This is a genomic window from Enterobacter sp. PI-10 (assembly GCF_027947695.1).
GTDB lineage: Bacteria > Pseudomonadota > Gammaproteobacteria > Enterobacterales > Enterobacteriaceae > Enterobacter > Enterobacter vonholyi.
Map to the genome: position 1 here is coordinate 196,646 of NZ_JAJNOG010000003.1, position 22,169 is coordinate 218,814.

Below are 22,169 nucleotides of genomic sequence, written 5' to 3' on the forward strand. Positions count from 1 at the left end.
TGCGCTTTGGTGAACAGCGAGGGGCGGTAGCGTGTCCAGGAACCGACAAAGAGAGAATCTCATGGAAAATCCAGCCATCCTGTTACGTCGTCTGAACCCTTACTGTGCCCGAGCGATGGAAGGCGCAGCTTCGCTCTGTCAGACCCGTGCCCATGCCGAAATTCTGCCGGAGCACTGGCTGCTGAAGCTGCTGGAGCAGGGGGAAGGTGACCTGACGGTGCTGGCACGCCGCTACGAGTGGGATATGGATGGCATCTGGCAGGATCTGCTCGGCTGGCTCGACAGACAACCTCGCTCCGTGCGCCATCGGCCCCAGCTCTCTGATGACATCCAGACTCTGATGCAGCAAGCCTGGCTACTGGCCTCACTCAATGGTGAAGAGCACATTCGCAGCGTCCATCTGCTGATGGCCCTGGTGGAAAAACCGAAACTGGCACGTTGTGACGGCCTTTGGCCGTTGTTAACGCTTGCTCAAAGCCAGCTGGAGCGCCTGCGACCGTTGCTGGATGCGCAATCGGATGAGCGTCCGGAAATGCAGCGCGAAGCCGAGCTGGCACAGAACCACGGTGGTGAGGTGGAGTTTGTCGGGCGTCCGGCTGGCGTGGAAATGAAAGAGGGGGAGCTGAGCCCTGCGCTGCAGAACACGCTTGATAAATTCACCCTCGATGTCACCGCCAAAGCGAAGGAAGGGAAGATCGATCCGGTGTTTGGCCGCGACACAGAAATCCGTCAGATGGTGGATATCCTCTCTCGTCGCCGCAAAAACAACCCGATTCTGGTCGGCGAGCCGGGCGTGGGGAAAACCGCACTGGTTGAAGGTCTGGCATTGCGTATTGCAGAGGGTAATGTGCCTGAATCCCTGAAAGCGGTCACTCTGCGTACCCTTGATCTGGGCCTGCTGCAGGCCGGTGCAGGCGTGAAAGGCGAGTTCGAACAGCGGCTGAAAAACGTCATCGATGCGGTGCAGCAATCCCCGTCCCCGGTCCTCCTATTTATTGATGAAGCGCATACCATCATCGGCGCGGGCAACCAGGCAGGGGGCGCCGATGCAGCGAACCTGCTGAAACCGGCGCTGGCGCGTGGCGAACTACGCACCATTGCGGCCACCACCTGGTCTGAATACAAACAATACTTCGAGCGCGACGCGGCCCTGGAGCGTCGTTTCCAGATGGTAAAAGTCGATGAGCCTGACGACGACACCGCCTGCCTGATGCTCCGTGGTTTGAAATCCCGCTATGCCGAACACCATAACGTGCACATTACCGACGATGCGGTGCGCGCTGCTGTTACGCTTTCCCGCCGCTACCTCACGGGCCGCCAGCTGCCGGACAAGGCGGTTGATCTGCTCGACACCGCCGCAGCGCGCGTCCGGATGAGCCTCGACACGGTACCGGAACAGCTGACCTGCATTCGCTCGCAGATTACCTCTCTTGAAATGGAGAAGCAGGCGCTGCTGGAAGATATTGCTGTCGGCAATCAGAGCCATGGTGAACGCCTGACCGTCATTGAGCAGGAAGAGAACGCTCTTATCGTTGCTCTCGATGAGCTTGAAACGCAGTACGGGCAGGAGCTGAAACTCACCGAACAACTGCTGGAAAGCCGCCAGGACATTTCCCGTCAAAGCGAGACGCGCGCGCTGCAGCAGGAACTGAACGGCATGCAGCACAGCAACCCGCTGCTCTCCGTGGATGTGGATGTACGCACGGTAGCAAACGTGATTGCTGACTGGACAGGCGTGCCGCTGTCATCGCTGATGAAAGATGAGCAGACCGAACTGCTGACCCTCGAAAATGAAATGGGTAAACGTGTGGTCGGGCAGGATGTGGCGCTTGAGGCCATCGCCCAGCGTCTGCGTGCGGCAAAAACGGGTCTCACCTCCGAGAATGGCCCGCAGGGCGTATTCCTGCTGGTGGGACCGAGCGGGGTGGGGAAAACCGAAACCGCGCTTGCGCTGGCCGATGTCATGTACGGCGGTGAGAAGTCACTCATTACGATTAATCTCTCAGAATACCAGGAGCCGCATACGGTTTCCCAACTGAAGGGCTCCCCTCCGGGTTACGTCGGTTATGGCCAGGGAGGGATCCTGACCGAAGCCGTGCGCAAGCGTCCGTATAGTGTGGTTTTGCTCGATGAAGTCGAAAAAGCCCACCGCGACGTGATGAACCTGTTCTATCAGGTCTTTGAACGCGGCTTTATGCGCGACGGCGAAGGGCGTGAAATCGACTTCCGCAACACCGTTATTCTGATGACCTCGAATCTCGGCAGCGACCACCTGATGCAGCTGCTTGACGAACAGCCGGAGGCCAGCGAAGGCGATCTTCACGAGCTGCTGCGTCCGATACTGCGCGACCACTTCCAGCCGGCGCTGCTGGCCCGCTTCCAGACCGTGATTTACCGCCCCCTCTCGGAAGCAGCCATGCGTACCATCGTGGAAATGAAACTCTCACAGGTCAGCAAGCGCCTGCATCGACACTACGGCCTGAGCACGCACATTGATGAAAGTCTTTATGACGCGCTGACTTCAGCCTGCCTGCTGCCAGATACCGGTGCGCGTAACGTCGACAGCCTGCTCAATCAGCAAATTCTGCCGGTGCTGAGTCAGCAGTTGCTGACCCACATGGCCGCAAAACTGAAACCACAGTCATTACGTTTTAGCTGGAGTGAGGAAGAGGGGATCGGGCTGGAATTTGATGTGAAACAGGGAGTGGACGCATGAGTAATAATCCTCCATTAAGATACAGCCATAACCACCACCTGCTGGCGGTGAAAGGCTGTGAGTCCGCGCTCGACGTGCTGGCGTTTGAAGGCGATGAAGCCCTGAGCACGCCGTTCCGCTACCGTATTGAATTCACCAGCAGTGACCACGCCATCAGCAAAGAGATGATGCTGATGAAGCCCGGTACGCTGACGCTGCAGGCCCCGGTAGACCAGGGTTACGGCATTAAAGTGCAGCAGCCGGTGCGCACCCTTCAGGGCGTGGTGACCGATTTTGAACGCCTCAGCACGTCAAAAGATGAAACCCGCTACGCCCTGACGCTCCGGCCACGTCTGGCGCTGCTCGACCGCTCGCACCAGAACGCTATTTACCAGGACATGTCGGTTCCGCAAATCGTGGAAAAAATCCTGCGCGAGCGCCACGGCATGCGCGGCCAGGATTTTCTGTTCTCGCTGTCAAAAGAATACCCGCGTCGTGAACAGGTGATGCAGTACGGTGAGGACGACCTGCACTTTATCACCCGCCTGCTGGGTGAGGTCGGTATCTGGTTTCGCTTCACCACCGACACGCGCCTCAACATTGACGTGGTGGAGTTTTACGACTGCCAGCAGGGGTATGAAAAAGGTCTGACGCTGCCGTCGGTACCGCCATCGGGCCAGCATTCAAAAGGCGTGGATTCAGTCTGGGGAATGGAATGCCATCACAACGTGGTGCAGAAGCAGGTCAGCACCCGGGACTACAACTACCGTCAGGCCACGCAGGACATGAACACCCTGGTGGATGCGACCCGCGGGGATGTCACCACGTACGGTGATGCCTATCACTGGGCGGATAACTACCTGACGCCGGGCAGCGCGCATGACCGCAATCCGGCCCCGGAGTCCGGGGCGTTTTATGCCCGCCTTCGTCACGAACGCTACCTGAATGGTCAGACCCGGGCGCAGGGCATCACCAGCTGTCCGACCCTCTCGCCGGGTCAGGTACTGAAAGTCACCGGCGGATATGAAGTGGCCGACGTGTTTGCGCAGGGCGTGGTCATCACGGTGATGCATACGTATGCCCGCCGTGATAAGGACTTTGCGGTTGATTTTGACGGCATTCCGGACAGCACCGATTTTGGTTTCCGCCCGGAACCTGGCTCACGCCCGGTGATGGCCGGTACGCTCCCGGCCCGCGTCACCAGCACCACCGAAAATGACACCTACGGGCATATCGATAAAGACGGTCGTTACCGCGTCAGCATGATGTTTGACCGTGATAACTGGGAAACCGGCTTCGAGAGCCTGTGGGTACGCCAGTCGCGCCCGTACGCCGGCGACACCTACGGCCTGCACCTGCCGCTGCTGGCGGGCACCGAAGTGGCGATTGGCTTTGAGGACGGTAACCCGGACCGGCCGTACATTGCCGGCGTGCTGCACGACTCGGCGCACGGCGACCACGTCACCATCCGGAACTACAAACGTAACGTCCTGCGTACCCCGGCGAACAACAAAATCCGCCTCGATGACGAGCGCGGAAAAGAGCACATCAAGGTCAGCACGGAGTACGGTGGGAAGAGTCAGCTCAATCTCGGGCATCTGGTCGACAGTGAGAAGCAGAAGCGGGGCGAGGGGTTTGAGCTCAGGACGGACAGCTGGGGGGCGATACGGGCGCAGAAAGGGATATTTATCAGTGCTGACGGGCAGAGCGCGGCGCAGGGGCAGGTTCTTGATATGGAGCCAGCGCTCGCACGGCTTTCAGCAGCATTAGTTGAAATGGAGTCTCTTGCGGCCAGCGCACAGCAGGCACAGGCACTGGCTGCCGACGTCGGCCGCCAGCAAAAACTTCTGAAACAAAAAATTGAGCAATTACATGAGGAAGTTATCCTGGGCAGTGCCCCGAAAGGAATGGCACTGGTGAGCGGTGAGGATATGCAGCTATCAGCCAGTGATAATCTGACGCTGACGGCGGGTGAACAACTGGATGTGGGCGTGCAGAAGAACTTCACGCTGGCGGCCGGTAAACAACTCAGTCTGTACAGTCGTGAAGGGGCGAAATTGTTCAGCTCGCAAAACGATATAGATATTCAGGCTCAGGGCGGAAACCTCACCACCTGGTCCACGCAGGACACGCATATTTCGAGTGGCAAGAAAATGGTTGTCACGGCACAGGACGAGCTGACACTGATATGCGGTGGCGGCTATATCAAAATAAAAGGTGGAAACGTTGAAATTGGCGGACCGGGCAAACTGCTGATTAAGAACACGGGCATCAGGAAGGCGGGCTCAGGCAGTATGCAGGGGATGATGAAGTCGTTTGAACCCTCAACGTTTGATGAGAAATTCGTCATCAGAAATGCGCTGACAAAAGAACCATTACCAGGTAAAGCGTACAAAATTACTATGCCAGATGGTTCTGTTCTTTCCGGTATTACAGATGCTTCTGGAGCAACGTCACTCAATTCTTCTGATGTTATCGACAATATGATTATCAGCTTAGTTAAGGCGAATTAAGATGAGATGGAATCAGTCAGACAGGAAAGTCCTTACAATTATAGCAATTATTGGTGTACTCCTGTATGTCATTTATAAAGGCTTACAGTTCCTGGCAGGAGCAAGTATGGGGGCCAGTTTTGGGGTGGGTCTGGGGGGGATGAGCGGCTCTCAGAAGGTAGAGGAGTCACGAACAGTTGAAACAGATGCACCGGTTCAAATTATTTATCGCATAGATAAATATCGATACCTGACGCTGGAAAACTACATATCTTGCGATAAGGGTGGACAGGTTTATTACAATGACACTCAGCGGGGAATAAAAACACACCTGGGATGGGATATCGATTTCAATGACTTCTCATATCGACTTGGGAATAGCGTGGCAGCATACCAGGGCACCATTGTTAATGGTGCGGACAATGGGTATCTGGCATTTCCTGGTGCATCTACCAGACAGTATTGTGGTAGCGGAAGGTCAGAGCGAGGTTGTCCTGTGTTTTTCTTCTTTTCAGCAGATTATGGAAAATCCTTTATCTATAAAATCATAGCCGAAGAATACAGAACTCCGGAGCGTTTTAGTCAACTTAAAGTTGTGGTGGCAAATGATGGGGTTTATCTAAGGGATGAGTCTCAGACAGAGAGTGTGTATTCTCATCCTATAGGTCTTCGCGATCTTCATGCAGTGAATAAATTAAGGTTTTCTGACGGTACTTTAATTAGTGTTTATGACGACTGGCAGGAAAAATATTATGAATTAGTAAAAGAAGAACTGATAAGAAAAAAAATGCCCTATGCGAATGAGTATGGACCAAGGTTTCATATATTCGACTATATAAGAACCTTAACGCCACCTAAAACTCATGAGGAAAGCAATTTGATGGCAGATGAATTGTCAGAGATTCGAATCAGGATTGAGGATGAGGTTTATAGTAACAGGATTGAATTCCCGAAAGTTGTAACGAAAAGTATTAATGCTAAATATTCATGCGATAAAAATATTAAAGCTAAAACTACTACGTATACACTCGAATCAAGCGGGAAGAAGGAAGTGGTGAAAAATGAGCAATAAAAAAGAGCCAATTCGTGTACTTGAGTGTACGTTCGATGATAATGGGCATCCCTCCTGGAACTCATTCCCGTCTCATAAAAATTGCCAAATCAGAGGCGGGTGTGATTTACCACCACATTTGCCTGGTATTATTATACTTGTACACGGTGTTAACTCGACAGGAGAGTGGTATTCAATTGCGGAGAATAAACTTTGTGAAGGTTTGAATAAGAGGCTCGGATTAAATGGGACAGATTATAAACTAGTGGCCAATAAATACCTTTCTGACGATAAAATAGATTCTGAACCTCTGGTGCCCCGAGACTTACCTGAAGTTGATAGAAATAAATCCCCTGTCATTCGCTTTTACTGGGGGTATTCCTCGCTTAAAGGTAATGAAGATAAATATGTTATACCGTTAGCCAATAGGAAAGGCGTTGATTATCATCAGTTGAAAATGCAAGGTGTTTCTCATGAAAATATTCTGGCTCAAGGGCCATTTTTTTGGGGCGGCGGTCCATTCCAGAATGGTACAAATAATCTGCACTCTTTATGGAGTGAGAAAGGGTTTAAAGAGAGAGTCGCAGGTATCAAAGTCCAGTGGTTTAATGAAGACAAAGATCGTTTGTTAACCAATGCACCACCGCGAAAATACTACGCGCATGCTGCAAAACGCCTTGCAGACCTGGTTGACAGTATTCGTAATAAATATCCAAAAGATACAGTAACCATTATTTCTCATAGCCAGGGAACTATGGTTGCCATGGCTGCGGTAGCGATAGCCAGGAATGCACCTGACGCATTATTTGTACTTAATTCTCCCTACGCATTGGATCATAACGATCTTAATGGGGCGTCACTTCCGACAGATGAATGCATTTCGCCAGAAGGACGGCTGAATACGTTATCTGCCATCATTGATAAGGTGGCTTCCAGAAAAAATCATTTATCAACACTGGGCTATGAAGGGCTTTGTGTCGGACAGACGGCAGATAAAAAGAACTGGCGACCTGATGTCACTCTTGCTGGTGAAGGTGGCACCGGTCTTGCCGAACGAGATAACCACGGGCGCACCTACATCTACTTTTGCCCTCATGATCGTGTTATGGGGTCACGCCCGTTACGCTCTATTGGCTGGCAGGGATTACCCAATGATTCTCAGCGGCGGCCCCATCCTCTGCTGAAAAAGCATCAGGGATATTTATTTCAACGCATGCTGGCTCGCAGTACTTCATGTGGAGAAGCTCCAAATCCCGTGACGCCTTTTGCAAAACTGCCGGATGGAAAACCTTTCTGGGATGATAAAGGCGACAAGTATCAAAGTAGTCGTTTCACCTATCCGGATCCTCCAGAATGGCAAACAGTTTTTATTAATGCTGAAAAGGTACCTGAACCTATAGATGCTGCAAAATTAGCTGATTTTGATGTATCACGCGTTGGAGCTGAACATGATAATAGACAGATAGATGGTTGGGGGGAAATTAATCCGGATAAAAAACAAAAAAACGACAATACCTATGATAACTACATTAATCTTTATCCTAATCAGGATATTGTGATTGGATTTAAAAATGTGGGTACTGAATCTGAGCCCCGACTGGTGCCAGTGACCCGTAAGGAAACGTTTGAAGAAAAAGATCTTCGCCTACGAACATATGTTTCTCAGCCCACGGATCATAGCACTCTGCCAATGCATGCCGATTTTATGTCACATGTAGTGGCTTATGATTTGCCGATTGGGTATTGCGATTCAACCTGGGATAAAGCGTTCATGGCTGATTTGCGGCGAAAAGCGGATTGGACGCAGGGTGAGGATCCTTATCTCTTCAGTGGAATACCAGACAAAGTGCCTGAGCCTGATTTAATTAGTAGGGAAACTGTTGTTGATGAATTTTATAAAGAGCAAAGTAAGCTGCCAGCATATAGGGCTGTAAATAAAGCATAAACACACTTCGGTAGGTTGTTGTTCAGTGAGTTTGCTAAATTTCAACGCTATATAATCAGTTGTTTTCTTCTAATTAAAGGATTAGCAAGTGGGGAAATGTGCCGTCGTTTTAGGTGACGCCACTACGCATGGTAGTAAAGTGAAGTGGTCGAATAATCAGGCGCTTCACGCTGGCGGCCGGTAAGCAACTCAGCCTGTACAGTCGTGAAGGGGCAAGACTGTTCAGTTCGCAAAACGATATTGATATTCAGGCACAGGGCGGAAACATCACCACGTGGTCCACGCAGGATACCTATATATCAAGCGGAAAAAAACTGGTGATCACAGCACAGGATGAACTGGCGCTGATATGCGGTGGCGGCTATATCAAAATAAAAGGTGGAAACGTTGAAATAGGCGGGCCGGGAAAACTGCTGGTCAAGAATGCCGGAATTAAGAAAGCCGGTACAGGCAGTCTGCAGGGGGTGATGAAGTCGTTTGAACCCTCAACGTTTGATGAGAAATTTGTTATTACACATCCTGTTTCAGGTAAGCCGCTGGCAAATCAGAATTATGATATTCATATGCCGGATGGAAAAATTCTGTCTGGTGTCACAGATAGTTCAGGAAACTCATCATTAATAATGTCAAAATCGATTGATGGACTGAAGATCGTATTGAAGAAATAAAGAAAGGAACAAAGATATGATAAATCTGATTATGCGGTTCTGCTTGATATATGTTGTGTTTGTTCTGAGTGGTTGTGTAGCGGGTCCGTATGGAGGCGGAGTTGCCTTAGTGAACCCTTTTTCTGCAATGAGTAATACGCAGAAAGAACCGGAAAAGGAAAAGCAGCAACCAGTGGTTTATGGACCGCCACAGATAATATATCGCATTGATAAAGATCGTTACTTTACGCTTGAAGAGTATACCCGATGCGAAAATGGGAAAACCTTCTATAACAACAAAGCGAAAGGGATTCATACACAAATATCACCTTCGTCAGGTTATTTATTTAAAGGACGGCTGTTCTGGTTGTCAAACCGTGATGATTATTTAGCTTTTCCAATGACGAGGAATAATAATAAAGCTGCTTGCATGGGGTCGGATAAAGGATGTTTGAACATTGTTGCAGTAACAACAGATGGGGGGAAAACAGTACGCTCAGTGACGTATGGTTCAAATACACAAGATCCGAATGGTGATACAAAAGACTACGACATGCTGGTAACTGATGATGGGTTTTATATGATTAATTACTGGGATGGCAGAAGAACACCAACAAATGGCTCTGTAGATAAGTGGACATTTAATCCAGCAACCAAGGATTCAAACCCAGCCTATCCAGGAGTAACAGGCCCTGTGTATTTTAAAGAATTTGACATGGACGTTTCTAATGTAATTCAGGAAACAATTCAATGTAACAGAACACTTGAGCCTGCCAATCGTTAAGGGGAATGACATGATTAATGAACAATCTGCATCTACTCGGAAAGTCAATGTTCATATAACGGATAATGGTACCCCGTTCGCACATTCAATAACCACGCATAAAAATATTAAAATAAACGCAGAGGTGCAACCCCCATTACAACTACCTGGTCTGATTATTTTTGTCCATGGTGTTAACTCTGAAGGCGAATGGTATGATCATGCAGAAAATTCCTTATGTGAAGGTTTAAATGTTCGACTTGGTTTGCTTGAGAGCGGCGGTCATGGTTTAAAACCAAACAAGTATTATAGTCCTCATTGGAATGATGATAAAAGCGAGTGGATTGTACCGCCTCGAAAGATAAAAGAAGAAGGTCGCTCTCCTGTCATTCGTTTCTATTGGGGCTATCGTTCTGCCGGTAATGAAAGCGATAAATATGCAATCCCGCTTAAAAATAAGCAGGGTGATAATTATTACGACCTGACGCCTGAACAACGAAAAAGTAAAGGACCTTTTTACTGGGGCGGTGGTCCGTTCCAGAATGGTTGTAATCAGTTAGTCAGTTTATGGAGCGACAAAGGGTTTGATAACTGGCCTTCCGCGTTGGGAGTGCCCATTCCATTTAGTACACAATTACTGAACGGTGAACGCGACAGACTTCTTACAGCAGCCCCACCGCGTCACTATTATGCTCATGCAGCAGGTCGTCTGGCAAAGCTCATTAAAACTATTCGTGATAAACATCCTGAAGATACAGTGACGGTGCTGTCACACAGTCAGGGAACCATGGTTGCCCTGGCCGCGGCTGCAATCGAAGCCCCGGATGCATTGTTTGTGATGAATTCGCCCTATGCGCTGGATAATGAAATGACAACCTATATTTCATATCCCATAAATGAAATCATCAGTAAAGAAGCCAGAGAAGCGACATTTGCCGATATTGTTAAGAAAGTGGCTGAGAATAAAAACCGTCTGAAGCTACAGGGGAGTGAACGTTTATTGGCAGGGGTATGCAGTGATGGTGAAAGCTGGACGCCGGAAGGGAAAACCCATGGTGGTGTTCCGGAGCGGGATAACCATGGAACCACGTGGATCTACTGTAACCCTCATGATCGCGTAATGGGCTCTTCACCACTTCGTAGTATCGGCTGGCAGGGATTGCCAAATACCAAAAGTAGTAATTTTACAGAGTCTCACGCTCTGTTTAACACCGCAGGTGAAACATTATATGTGCGCATGCTCGGGAGAAATACCCCTTGTGGTGATGTACCTGATGCTCATACTCATTTCAGCAATCTTGGTGACGGTAATGAATTTTGGGATAGCACGACCACAATAATGGAAAAATTGACATGGCCTGAACCGGTTAGCGGGCAGAAATTGACCATCAATGGCCCGTTGGTTCCTGAACCCCTGACAGCGGATGAATTAAAAGATTTTGATAAGGATTACCGGAGTAAAGAAAAGCAAACCGGTAAAGTAGGATTTGGGTACGGCCAGATCGATGCTGATACGATCCACAACGGAGATATTTATTCTGGCAAACCTGTTGATTATGACTATCGCTACTACATTTCCCTTTATGGTTATTTTGATCAAAAAATGAAACTCAAAGAACCCTCTGGGATTAATTTGCCTGGGCCGGGAGAAAAAGAGGATCGTAACAGATATGAAAAACAATCCAGAGAAGAAATGTTGGAAGATGTTCGTACCTATGTTCAGCGACCAACAGATCACAGCACATTGCCAATGAATGAATATTTTATGAGCCGGGTTGTTGCCTATGATTTGCCAGTTGGTTATTGCTGGCACTCCTGGGACAGAGAAAGTCTTGCTGAATTGCGTTATCAGGCTGACTGGCTGGAAAGTGATGATTATTACTGGACGGGAAAACTCACGATCCCTGCTATGCCTGCAATTATAAGAAGAGATGTGGCAAGCGATGCCACAGAAAAGAGAACTCACGAAATGGAACGGCTTCAACTTAAAAAATAACATCAACAGTTAACGAGGCATGCACTTTAATTTTAAGGAGTGAAATATGGGGAAATTAGCCGTCGTTTTAGGGGATGCCACTTCACATGGTGGCAAAGTCACATCTGCCTCATCGAGTTTCGATATATCCGGTAAAAATGCCGCACTTTTGAATGATACCGTCAGTTGTCCGAAGCACGGCACAAACAAAATTATTGAATGTGATGTTTCTGCCTATGAAGAAAACGGGCGTGGAATTGTATTGCATGGCTGTAAAACACAGTGCGGTGCGAGCGTTATTGCAAGCTTGCAGGATATGGAGGTTGGCTGATGGGATGGTCTCTGCCGGAGGTGCCAGAAAAAAAGCAGGCACCTGCCTGGTCACCGTGGATCTGTCTGTTGATTATTTTTCTCGGACTTTTCACTGGGCTGCTTGTTGCTGTACTGAAATCACCGACGACAGGGTTACCTTCATTGAGAAGTGGGGCCTGGTTGCCACTGACGGCACAGATAGTTGCGGGCATTTCGGCAGCCATCGCGGTTTATAGTCTCTGGTGGGAAGCGTTGGCAATCCGTGTCTGGAACTGGAATGAGTGGTGCCGAAATATGCGTCTGAAATGGCGTTTACGCGCACATCAGCATCTTGTCATTCTCAGTCATGTTTTCATCGCTGCAGATACTGGGTTGCTGTCTCGTATTGCACATATAGATACACAAGAAGGGGACAGTCCGGACACACCGCCTTTGACGCTGTTGCCGGACGACCCCCTTACACCCGGTATTTCACGTTTTGAGCAGTTACTGTGTCATCTAATTGCTCAGATAACGCCTTCGGTTCGGCGGCGATATCCTTCCGGCCCGCTTCAGATTATTGTTCAGACCAACGGTAGCGACAAAGAACGTGAATCTCAGTCATTTCAGCGTATCTGGTCTGCAGGTTCTCCTCCCTGGAAAGCTGAGATTCATTTTCAGGATGCAAACTCATCCTTTGGTGACTGGAATCAGTTTATGGGGACAGTAAAGCTCCCCGTACTCATATTGGCGATGCACTATCGGCTACCCGATGATGTTCTGCCTGAATTTGCCAGCGCGTTGTTTATGGTGCATCCGTCGATTGTAAGTGAAGTTGAAGGAAAAAATGCGTTACGGCTTTTCCGAGCGATGCCGCTCAACACCCGTACGCTTGCAACAGAACTCAGTGAATTATGGGATATGGCCCTCACGCCTGCCAGCAAGAAATACCTTATCTGGCACAGTGGACTGTCAGATGCGCCACGGCAGTCAGTGAGCAGGGTGCTGAATGATCTGTCGGTTCCTCTCTACGATAGCATTGGCATTGGCGGTGTCATTGACTATGACACAGCATATGTCCGGTATGGCGGTCTTGCTGGCTGGGCAATGATTGGCGCTGCGGCTGAAATGGCTGCTTATGGCCCAGCCAGCCAGTGGCTTCTTCTCGAAGGTGAAGATGATGCCTGGGCAGTGACGCTAGGAAACAACGCCCCCGAAGTCGAGTATGATCATTTCGTTATTCAGCCCCCCTTCCCCGGAGGGTCTGTTCTGATGGCATTACTGCTCAATGCCGGGCTGTACAGCCTGATGGTCCGCTACTTCCCTTCAACGGCATTCTCCTGGTCAGGGATCACTCTTCTTCTGCTGTCACTGATAGTGACATTGCCCGGGCTGGCCATTTTGCTGAGACGAATGACAGCCCGTCTTCAACGCCCGGAATTTATCAGGGTTGCGCGACACACCGGAAAGGAATAACCGGCATGAAAAAGGTTTCAAAGCCACTGGGCGCTGGGCTACTCATCGTGGCAGTCCTGCTGATGATACTCTTTGTTTTTGCACAGACAACGCAGTTGCCCTCTGAGAGTGGTGATGATAATTTCTGGTATGTACTGGCAGGTTTCATCATCCTGACTGCCACATTATGCACCCTGGTCTTTTTTACGTTGTCCAGGCAACAAAATCTCTCTCCCGTTACGCCTGATGGTGAAAACTATCACAACGAAGAAATAACGTCGGATCAATATTATTTTGCAGCACTGAGCAAGCACCTCAGGAGACGTTACTCGCTCTTCTGGTGTCGTAGAACCCGCCTGCTGCTTGTCACCGGTGATGAGACGGCAATCGAACAGTTGGTTCCTGGTCTACAGGAAAGCCAGTGGTTCGAAGGTAACCGTACCGTTCTGATTTACGGTGGTGGCCTGACCGCTGAGCCTGATAAGGAAAAATACACCGCGCTGCGAAAACTGCGGCGCGGCCGCCCACTGGACGGTATTGTCCGCGTCATGCCTGCGTCGCTTAATCTGAGCCCACAAATTAGTGACAACGATTTACGCGGGCTGGAAAAAATCAGCGAATTGCTCCGTTATTCCGCGCCGGTCTGGCTGTGGCAACTGTGTGACAGCAAATGGTCACAGGCAAAACGTACTGAACAGGCGGTAGGAGCCCGTTTCCCGCTGCGTGCCAACGCTGACGATATTACCCGTCAGCTTGAGCTGATGCTGCCTGCATTGCGGACGCAGGGGATGAGTCAGGTCGCTGAGAACAACGGCCACGATTTCCTGCTGCGTCTGGGCCAGTACCTCAAAGACGGCGGTATCGTCCGCTGGACTCAACAACTGGTGCCATGGTTGGCTGCCTCTCAGCAGTGTGTTCCGCTGCGTGGTCTGATGTTCAGCCTGCCGGACAGTTACCTTGTTCATACTACTGAGGGGACAGCCGAACCTGAGAAATATATCCCCGAATCACAACGCCATGCCCTTGCCCTGCCCGCAACATGGCAGGGTATCGTTGATGACTGCATCCGCGTACGTGGCCGCCGGGTCGGTATGGCCTGGGAACAGACGCTGGCCTGGACGCTGATGACCATCATCGGTATCTGGGGAGCGGGTACACTGCTGTCGTTCGCGGTCAACCGCATGCAGATAATCTCTGTTGCCGAGCAGGCGCATGCGCTGGTGGAGCATCCTTCCGTATCGGATTACCAGCTCACGGCTCTGCATACCCTGCGTAATGACGCCGGCCGCCTGCAGCACCGTATTCAGGATGGAGCGCCCTGGTACCAGCGCTTCGGTCTGGACCATAACCAGCAGTTGCTCGATGCGTTGCTGCCCTGGTACGGCGTCGCAAACAACCGCCTGATACGCGACCCGGCGAATCAGGCGCTGACACAGAAACTCAACGCTTTGGCAAACTCTGCCCCCAACAGCGACCAGCGTGCACAGCTGGCGAAGCCGGGTTATGACCAGCTTAAAGCCTGGCTGATGATGGCCCGCCCGGATAAGGTTGATGGGGCATTCTACGCGCAGACCCTGAAAACCGTGCAGCCGACACGAATGGGTATTTCTACCGGTCTGTGGCAAAGCCTGGCGCCGGATTTGTGGGCCTTCTACATCACCGAACTGCCTAAGCAGCCCCAGTGGAAAATCACACCGGATGCGCAGCTGGTCAGCCAGAGTCGACAGGTGCTGCTGCAGCAAATCGGGCGTCGTAACGCTGAAAGCACACTGTATGAAAATATGCTCAAGTCAGTGCGTCGTAACTTCGCCGATGTCTCCCTGGAGGATATGACCAGCGGTACCGATGCGCGTCGTCTGTTCACTACCGACGAAGTGGTGCCGGGCATGTTTACCCGCCAGGCCTGGGAAGGGGGCATTCATCAGGCCATTGAGAAGGCGGCAACGTCGCGCCGCGATGAAATTGACTGGGTGCTGAGTGACAGCCGGAAAGCCGTTTCCTCTGACCTGTCGCCGGAAGCCCTGAAAGCGCGCTTGACGCAACGCTACTTCACCGACTTTGCCAGCAGCTGGCTGAGCTTCCTTAACAGCCTGCGACTTAATCCGGCAAACAATATTGCGGACGTTACCGATCAGCTGACGCTGATGAGCGATGTCCGCCAGTCGCCACTGATTGCCCTAATGAATACCCTCGCCTGGCAGGGACAGACAGGCCAGCAAAGCGAAGGTCTTTCGGACTCCATCATCAAATCGGCCAAAGAGCTGGTTGGTGGAAAAGACAAACCCGCAATTGACCAGTCAGCGACAGGTCCCCAGGGACCACTGGATGAAACTTTCGGTCCGCTGCTTCAGCTTTTGGGTAAAAACACGGGCAGCAACGTCATGTCGGCGGATAACTCCCTGAGTCTGCAGACGTATCTGACCCGCATCACCCGCGTGCGTCTGCGGCTGCAGCAGGTGGCCAGCGCTTCTGACCCGCAGGCAATGATGCAGACCCTGGCGCAGACCGTATTCCAGGGCAAAAGCGTGGACCTCACCGACACTCAGCAATACGGTAGCCTGATTTCGGCAAGTCTTGGCGAGGAGTGGAGCGGATTTGGCAGCACAATGTTTGTGCAGCCGCTGACCCAGGCCTGGGAGACCGTGCTTCAGCCGTCGGCAGCCAGTCTGAATGACAAATGGAGCCGTTCGGTTGTCGCGAACTGGCAAACTGCCTTTGACGGTTGTTTCCCGTTTGCTGCCAGCAAAAGTGATGCCTCTTTACCGATGCTGGCTGAATTTGTGCGTAAGGACAGCGGACGGATAGAGCGCTTCCTGTCGACAGAGCTCAACGGCGTGCTGCACAAAGAGGGCAGCCAGTGGGTACCGGATAAGGTCAACAGCCAGGGACTCAACTTTAACCCAGCCTTCCTGCGGGCCATTAACCAGCTGAGCCAGCTGTCAGACATTCTGTTCACCGATGGTAGCCAGGGCATTAGCTTTGAGCTGCAGGCGCGTCCTGTGCCGCAGGTAGTGGAGACGCAGCTAACCATAGATGGACAAAAGCTGCACTACTTCAACCAGATGGCCGACTGGCAGAGCTTTCGCTGGCCGGGAGAAAGTTACAAGCCAGGAACAATGCTGACATGGACCACGGTCAACGCCGGTGCGCGTCTGTTCGGGGATTACAGCGGAACCTGGGGCTTTATCCGCTGGCTGGACTTGAGCAAGCGTCAGCAGCTTGACCGCAGCCAGTGGATGATGAGCTTTACCGCACCGGACGGTCGCACCCTGCAGTGGGTGCTGCGCTCACAATTTGGAAAAGGCCCGCTGGCGCTGTTGGATCTGCGTGGTTTCAAGCTGCCGGATCACATATTCAGTGTCGACAGCGCGGCCACCGCTCAGGCGCTGATGGCTAATACGGAGAACAATGACATGGAGGGCGTCGAATAATGAGCACATTGCAGAATTTGGTTACCGCCTGTCAGGCTGACGATGCTCAACTGCGTGAACAGGCGCAGGCGCGCACGGATAACTGGCAGCCCTGGCTTGCTCCGTTAAGCGTTGCCAGTCCGACAGGGGAAGACCCGGGATATGACGATGATTTTCAGCGTATCCGCGAAGAGGTTAATAAGCTCTCAGGGATTGATACCGAACTGATATGCACGCTTGCTGAAAAGTTACTGACCACCACGGCCAAAGACATCCGTATTGCGACCTATTACTGCTGGGCGCGGCTTCACCAGGATGGCGAAGCCGGCTTTGCTGAAGGGCTTGAACTGCTGGCGGGATTACTGCAGCGCTACGGCATGCAGCTTCACCCGCAGCGGGATCGAAGCCGCAAGGCTGCACTGGAATGGCTTGCCGGTAGCCGTGTCCTGGACAGTCTGTCACTGTTCCCGGAGGTCATACGCGAGGATGCACAGCGTACAGCCGGGGCCTTGCTGCTCATCAGTACCCGTCTGGAGACAGAGCCGGAAGCATCGCGGCCAGAGCTGAATGCCCTGTACAGCGGGCTGGAGTCTCGCCTGATGAAGGCCGGTGGTGTGGATGCCGTGGTACCGCAGAACGCAGGGAATAAGGCGCAGTCACAGCCCTTTACGCATGCGACCGAGTCAGATGCGCCGGTTCTGAACCGCATCACCTCCGGTCAGGATTTGCTGGCCCAGGCCCGTACCCTGACGGGATATCTGCGCGAGCAGCCTGATGGCTGGCTAGCCGCACATCGGCTGATGAAAAGCTTGCGCCATGACACGCTGAGAGCGATCCCTGCACCGGATGCCGAAGGGAAAACACGTATCGAACCACCGCGGGCTGACCAGCGGGCCATGCTCAAACGGTTGTATCTGCAGCAGAGCTGGCTGGAGATGCTGGAGCAGGCGGACAGCACCTTCTCGCGTGGCGCTAATCACCTCTGGCTGGATTTGCAGTGGTATATCCACCAGGCTCTGGTGAAATTGGGGCACGATGTGCTGGCCGATATCATCATCGCTGACCTGAAAGGGCTGCTGAGCCGTCTCACAGGACTTGAAACGCTGGCCTTTAACGACGGTACGCCGTTTGCCGATGAGGTCACGCTCAACTGGATAAATCAGAGCGTGCTCGACGATATGTCCAACTGGCGGGATGAGCCGGTCAGTGCTGCTGGTGAGACAGATAACGATATCCTGCTCCTCGAGCCGGAAGCGCTGGATAAAGCGGACACTGACGGTCTGGATGCCACACTTCACTGGCTGCAGACACGTCCGGGTAACGACTCTACAAAAGACAAATGGCTGCTGCGCCTGCTGATGGCCCGCATAGCCGAGCAAAAGGGTAAAAATGAGCTGGCCCTGCATTTGTTAGGTGAACTCGATAGCGCCGCACGGTCAATCACCCTCACGCAATGGACACCGGCGCTGTTATTTGAAGTGAAATCCCGTCGCCTCAGACTGCTACGCATGAAAGCTACACGCAGTGAAACTGATAAGTCACGCCTTCAGCCTGAGATGGACCAGCTTCTGGCCGGTCTGATTGCGCTCGACCCGGCAAGCAGTGCGGTGCTTTGCGGATAAAACGCCTGGCTACCTTTAACATTCCTATATTCAGGTTTTTTATGGACGACTTAACCCTGCGTTATTACGACGCCGAAATGCGCTATCTGCTGGAAGCCGGTGAAGAGTTTGCCCGTGCTCACCCCGAGCAGGCAGCAATGCTCAACCTCGATAAAGCCGGTGCGCGCGACCCGTATGTTGAACGCCTGTTCGAGGGCTTTGCCTTCCTGATGGGGCGCTTGCGTGAAAAGCTCGATGACGACCTGCCTGAACTGACTGAAGGGCTGGTCAGCCTGCTGTGGCCGCATTACCTGCGTACCATTCCGTCGATGTCGGTGGTGGAGTTCACGCCTGACTGGCGCGAAATGAAAGAGCCGATGCGTATCGCCAAAGGCTTTGAGGTGAACTCAAGGCCGATCGGTGAGAAGGGCACGCGCTGTCGGTACACCACTACCAAAGAGATCACCCTCCTGCCGTTATCGCTGGAGCAAGCCCGCCTGTCGACTGATCCTGACGGGCGTTCGGTTATCAGCCTGCGCTTTAACTGCAGCCATCTTGCCGACTGGAGTCGTATCGATCTCGGCCAGATCCCGCTCTACTTCAACGCTGATGCACCGCTGGCCTGCGCCATGCATAAAGCCTTTACCATGAACGCAGCGCGCCTCTGGCTGCGGATACCGGGCGACATGGACAGAAGACCGCTCGACGGGTATTTCACCGCGCTGGGCTTTGGCGATGATGACGTCCTGTGGCCGAAAGGCAGCAGCAGCTTTAGCGGCTATCAGCTGCTGCTCGAGTATTTCACCTTCCGTGAGAAATTCATGTTTACCGGCCTGCGTGGGCTGGAGACCGTACTCTTTCCGGCTGAGCTCCCATGGTTTGAAATCGACGTGGTGCTGGCAGAGCGTTGGGAGCATGATTTCAGCTTTACCGAAAAGCATCTGCGTCTGAACTGTGTGCCGGTGATCAACCTATTCCCGCTGGAATCTGACCCGCTGACGCTCAACTCCCTGCAGACCGAATACATGCTGCGCCCGATGCGCGTGCAGGATGGCCATACCGAGATATACGCTGTCGATTCTGTGATGTCATCGAGCCAGCATACCTACGTGCCGTTCTCCAGCTTCCGCCACAAGGGCGGAATGATGCGCCATGAAGCCCCGGAATATTACTACCACACCCGCGTGCGCCGAGGTCCCTCCGGACTGCATAACACCTGGCTTATCCTCGGCGGGGAAGCGTTTGATAACCACACGGTGCCGGAGGATGAAAGCCTGTCGCTGACGCTAACCGGCACCAATGGCCAGCTACCTCGCAGAGCGTTGCAAAGTACCGTGCTCGATACAGTGATGAAAACCACTTCAGCCCGTATCGCCGTGCGTAACCTGTGTGCGCCGACGCTGCCTTGTTATCCCCCGGCACAGGATCGCTTTCACTGGCGTGTGCTGAGCCATCTCGGCAGCGGCTTCCTGTCGATGATGGACAATGCCGACGTGCTGCGCGGCACGCTGGCGCTGTACGAGTGGACTGACAGCGAGATGAACCGCCGTCGTCTGGAGGCGATTATCGATGTGAAGCACAGTGAAACGGAACGCTTTGAGCAGGGATATCTGGTGCGCGGGGTGCAGATTGAGGTGACGCTTGAGAGCAACGGCTTTGCCGGGCGCGGCGATATCTGTCTGTTCGGCGAGATGCTGAGCCGCTTCTTTGCACTGTACACCGATATCTATCTTTTTAACCGCCTGATTATTATTCTGCAACCGACCGGAGAGCGCCTGGAATGGGAAGAGAAGCACAACCGCCGCATTCCCGGCTGACCCCGCGGCTGGAGGCCGATCTTCACCGCATCAACTTTTATCGTTTATGCCAGCTACTGGAGAAGCGCCATCCGGACAGACCGCTGATGGGCTCTACCAGCCATCCGGCGGATGACCCGGTACGCTTTGCACCGCACTCTGGAATGGGGTTCCCTGTAAGTGAATTGAAGGCTGTCGAGTATGACGAGGATGATGACAGCAAGCCACCGATCATCCGTACAACCTTTATGGGGATGTATGGCGTTGATTCACCGCTGCCGACCGCCTATCTCGATGACATCACCCAGCGCCGGGAAGGGCATGAGGCGCTGCAGGGCTTTCTGGATATTTTCAGTCATCGCATCCTGACGCAGTTTTATCGCGTCTGGCGTAAATACTCGTACCCGGCGACATTTGAGCCTGGAGGCACCGACAGCATTTCGCAGTCGTTACTGGGTCTGGTTGGTCTGGGGATACCAGGCACGGCAAATCATATTGCCACGCCGGTGTCGCGCTTTCTGGCTCTGCTGGGGGTTTTGCAGCAGCCGGGCAAAACTCAGGAAGGGATGCAGGCACTGGTGAGCCTGCTGGCCCCCGAGACGACGGTGCAGGTGAGTCCGTATTGTCTCCGGCCTGTAGTAATAGACAGGCCGCTGGGTTTTTACGGTGACGAAGATTTTCTGCTTGATGGCAATACTCCGCTGGGTGACGAAGCGATGGATGCCGGCAGCCAACTGCTGGTTGCTCTCGCGACGGACAACGAACAGGAAGCGCAGGGCTGGAAACCGGATGGTCAGTTGTACCTGGATTTCCTGGTAATGCTACGGGTGTATCTGGGCTGGCGGTTTAAGGCCAGAATTACCCTGACCACTTCCGTACGTCTGCTGGCCGTTCCACCGCTTGGAGAAAATCCTTTCTGGCTGGGGTTGAACGGCGTGCTGGGCGCTGACAGTGATAGCCTACCGGATGATATTCCTGAGACCTTTACCACAGAGCTGGGTTATTACAGCGGTCTGGAGCCTGCAAAATCACAACAAGGAAACCGACGTGTTACGTACAAGTTTAATTAAGACTACGCGCTGGCTGATGCCGCTGATAGCACTCTCTCTAACTGGCTGTGGGGTAACGCAGAGCGTCACCGACGGAACCAAATCGGCGTTCAATTCTGTGTTCTATAAAAAAATTAAAATCCTGCATCTGGATTTCACCGCGCGTGAGGCGCTGAACACCGACTCCCGTGAAAGTAACTCGCTGTCTCAGCCGGTGGTGGTAAGGGTTTACCAGCTCAAAGACCGCAAAACCTTCGATAAGACGGTATATCAGCAGTTGCTTCAGGATGATAGCACCATTCTGAAAGACGACATGCTGGCCAGTCGTGATGTTGTGGTGAAACCGGGTGGCGATGCAAACCTTGATATGCCAATGGAAGAAGAGACGCAGTTTGTCGCGGTGGTAGGGCTGTTCCGCCATCCGGATATGGACAACAACGGCTGGAAGCAGGTTATTAAACGCAGTGACCTGGATCCGGATAAACCGCGAATTCTGGAAGCAGGCGATAACTCTCTGACGCTGCAACCGCTTAAGGACGACTGATGCCCTACGGACATAACACGCCTTCGCTGTATGAAATGCTGACCGGAAATTTTACAGGCGGCCTCAACCTCAACCAGGTCAGTGAGGAAAATCAGGTCATCCTCTCGGTACTTGATAACATGCAGCGTATCCTTAACTGCCGCGCCGGCACGCTGGCGCATCTGCCTGACTACGGCCTTCCGGACATGACCAAAATCCTGCAGGGCATGCCGGGAACGGCCCATGAGCTTATGGGAACATTGTCTGCTGTCCTGCTCAAATATGAACCACGCCTGAAAAAAATAACCGTTGTCCTGCTGGAACAGAATGTCCCCGGTGAACTGCGCTATGCCATTGACGCTGAACTTAAAGGGATTGGCCTGGTGCGCTACGGGACTGAATTTATGCCCGAAGGGCGGGTCCTGTTAAGGCATCTCAGGCAACAGCAGTATCTCGACACCACTCTCCGTATATAA

The 22,169-nt window shown here is 52.4% G+C and carries 14 protein-coding genes and 1 pseudogene; all 15 read left to right on the top strand.

Annotated elements, in window-relative coordinates; genetic code table 11:
- Positions 1-61 precede the first annotated feature (61 nt).
- The 15 genes and pseudogenes from tssH (at position 62) to tssE (ending at position 22,169) form a co-directional block, all read left to right on the top strand.
- Entirely contained in the window at positions 62-2,716 is a 2,655-nt protein-coding gene (tssH, locus tag LRM19_RS09375; protein WP_271368430.1) for a type VI secretion system ATPase TssH, read from the top strand.
- Positions 2,713-5,208: a type VI secretion system Vgr family protein gene (locus tag LRM19_RS09380; protein ID WP_271368431.1), complete on the top strand. Its 2,496-nt coding sequence runs from the start codon at positions 2,713-2,715 to the stop codon at positions 5,206-5,208. Before tssH ends, LRM19_RS09380 begins: the two co-directional genes overlap by 4 nt.
- Position 5,209: 1 nt before the next feature.
- Positions 5,210-6,259 (top strand): T6SS immunity protein Tli3 family protein, encoded by a 1,050-nt coding sequence (locus LRM19_RS09385; protein ID WP_271368433.1) that lies wholly within the window; start codon positions 5,210-5,212, stop codon positions 6,257-6,259.
- Positions 6,249-8,183, top strand: a complete 1,935-nt coding sequence (locus LRM19_RS09390; protein ID WP_271368435.1) for a T6SS effector phospholipase Tle3 domain-containing protein — start codon at positions 6,249-6,251, stop codon at positions 8,181-8,183. Before LRM19_RS09385 ends, LRM19_RS09390 begins: the two co-directional genes overlap by 11 nt.
- Before the next feature lie 164 nt (positions 8,184-8,347).
- Positions 8,348-8,851: pseudogene (locus LRM19_RS09395) on the top strand (DUF2345 domain-containing protein); the annotation flags it as partial.
- 16 nt (positions 8,852-8,867) lie between these two features.
- A complete protein-coding gene (locus LRM19_RS09400) occupies positions 8,868-9,614 on the top strand; it encodes a T6SS immunity protein Tli3 family protein (protein WP_271368437.1) in 747 nt (248 codons plus the stop codon).
- A gap of 10 nt (positions 9,615-9,624) precedes the next feature.
- The gene (locus LRM19_RS09405; protein ID WP_271368438.1) at positions 9,625-11,589 is read left to right on the top strand and encodes a T6SS effector phospholipase Tle3 domain-containing protein; all 1,965 of its coding nucleotides are present in this window, start codon (positions 9,625-9,627) and stop codon (positions 11,587-11,589) included.
- Positions 11,590-11,635: 46 nt separating this feature from the next.
- On the top strand, positions 11,636-11,899 hold the full coding sequence (locus LRM19_RS09410) for a PAAR domain-containing protein (RefSeq protein WP_271368439.1): 264 nt from the start codon (positions 11,636-11,638) through the stop codon (positions 11,897-11,899).
- Positions 11,899-13,335 (top strand): hypothetical protein, encoded by a 1,437-nt coding sequence (locus LRM19_RS09415; protein WP_271368440.1) that lies wholly within the window; start codon positions 11,899-11,901, stop codon positions 13,333-13,335. Before LRM19_RS09410 ends, LRM19_RS09415 begins: the two co-directional genes overlap by 1 nt.
- Before the next feature lie 5 nt (positions 13,336-13,340).
- Positions 13,341-16,745 carry an ImcF-related family protein gene (locus LRM19_RS09420; protein ID WP_271368442.1) on the top strand — a complete coding sequence of 1,135 codons (3,405 nt, stop codon included), beginning with the start codon at positions 13,341-13,343 and terminating at the stop codon, positions 16,743-16,745.
- On the top strand, positions 16,745-18,346 hold the full coding sequence (tssA, locus tag LRM19_RS09425) for a type VI secretion system protein TssA (RefSeq protein ID WP_271368444.1): 1,602 nt from the start codon (positions 16,745-16,747) through the stop codon (positions 18,344-18,346). Before LRM19_RS09420 ends, tssA begins: the two co-directional genes overlap by 1 nt.
- Positions 18,347-18,387: 41 nt before the next feature.
- Complete coding sequence (tssF, locus tag LRM19_RS09430) at positions 18,388-20,142, top strand: type VI secretion system baseplate subunit TssF (RefSeq protein WP_271368446.1); 1,755 nt, start codon at positions 18,388-18,390, stop codon at positions 20,140-20,142.
- On the top strand, positions 20,106-21,191 hold the full coding sequence (gene tssG, locus LRM19_RS09435) for a type VI secretion system baseplate subunit TssG (RefSeq protein ID WP_271368448.1): 1,086 nt from the start codon (positions 20,106-20,108) through the stop codon (positions 21,189-21,191). The genes tssF and tssG overlap by 37 nt, the downstream gene beginning before the upstream one ends.
- Positions 21,169-21,714: a type VI secretion system lipoprotein TssJ gene (gene tssJ / locus LRM19_RS09440; RefSeq protein WP_271368450.1), complete on the top strand. Its 546-nt coding sequence runs from the start codon at positions 21,169-21,171 to the stop codon at positions 21,712-21,714. Before tssG ends, tssJ begins: the two co-directional genes overlap by 23 nt.
- Positions 21,714-22,169 carry a type VI secretion system baseplate subunit TssE gene (gene tssE / locus LRM19_RS09445; protein ID WP_059355594.1) on the top strand — a complete coding sequence of 152 codons (456 nt, stop codon included), beginning with the start codon at positions 21,714-21,716 and terminating at the stop codon, positions 22,167-22,169. Before tssJ ends, tssE begins: the two co-directional genes overlap by 1 nt.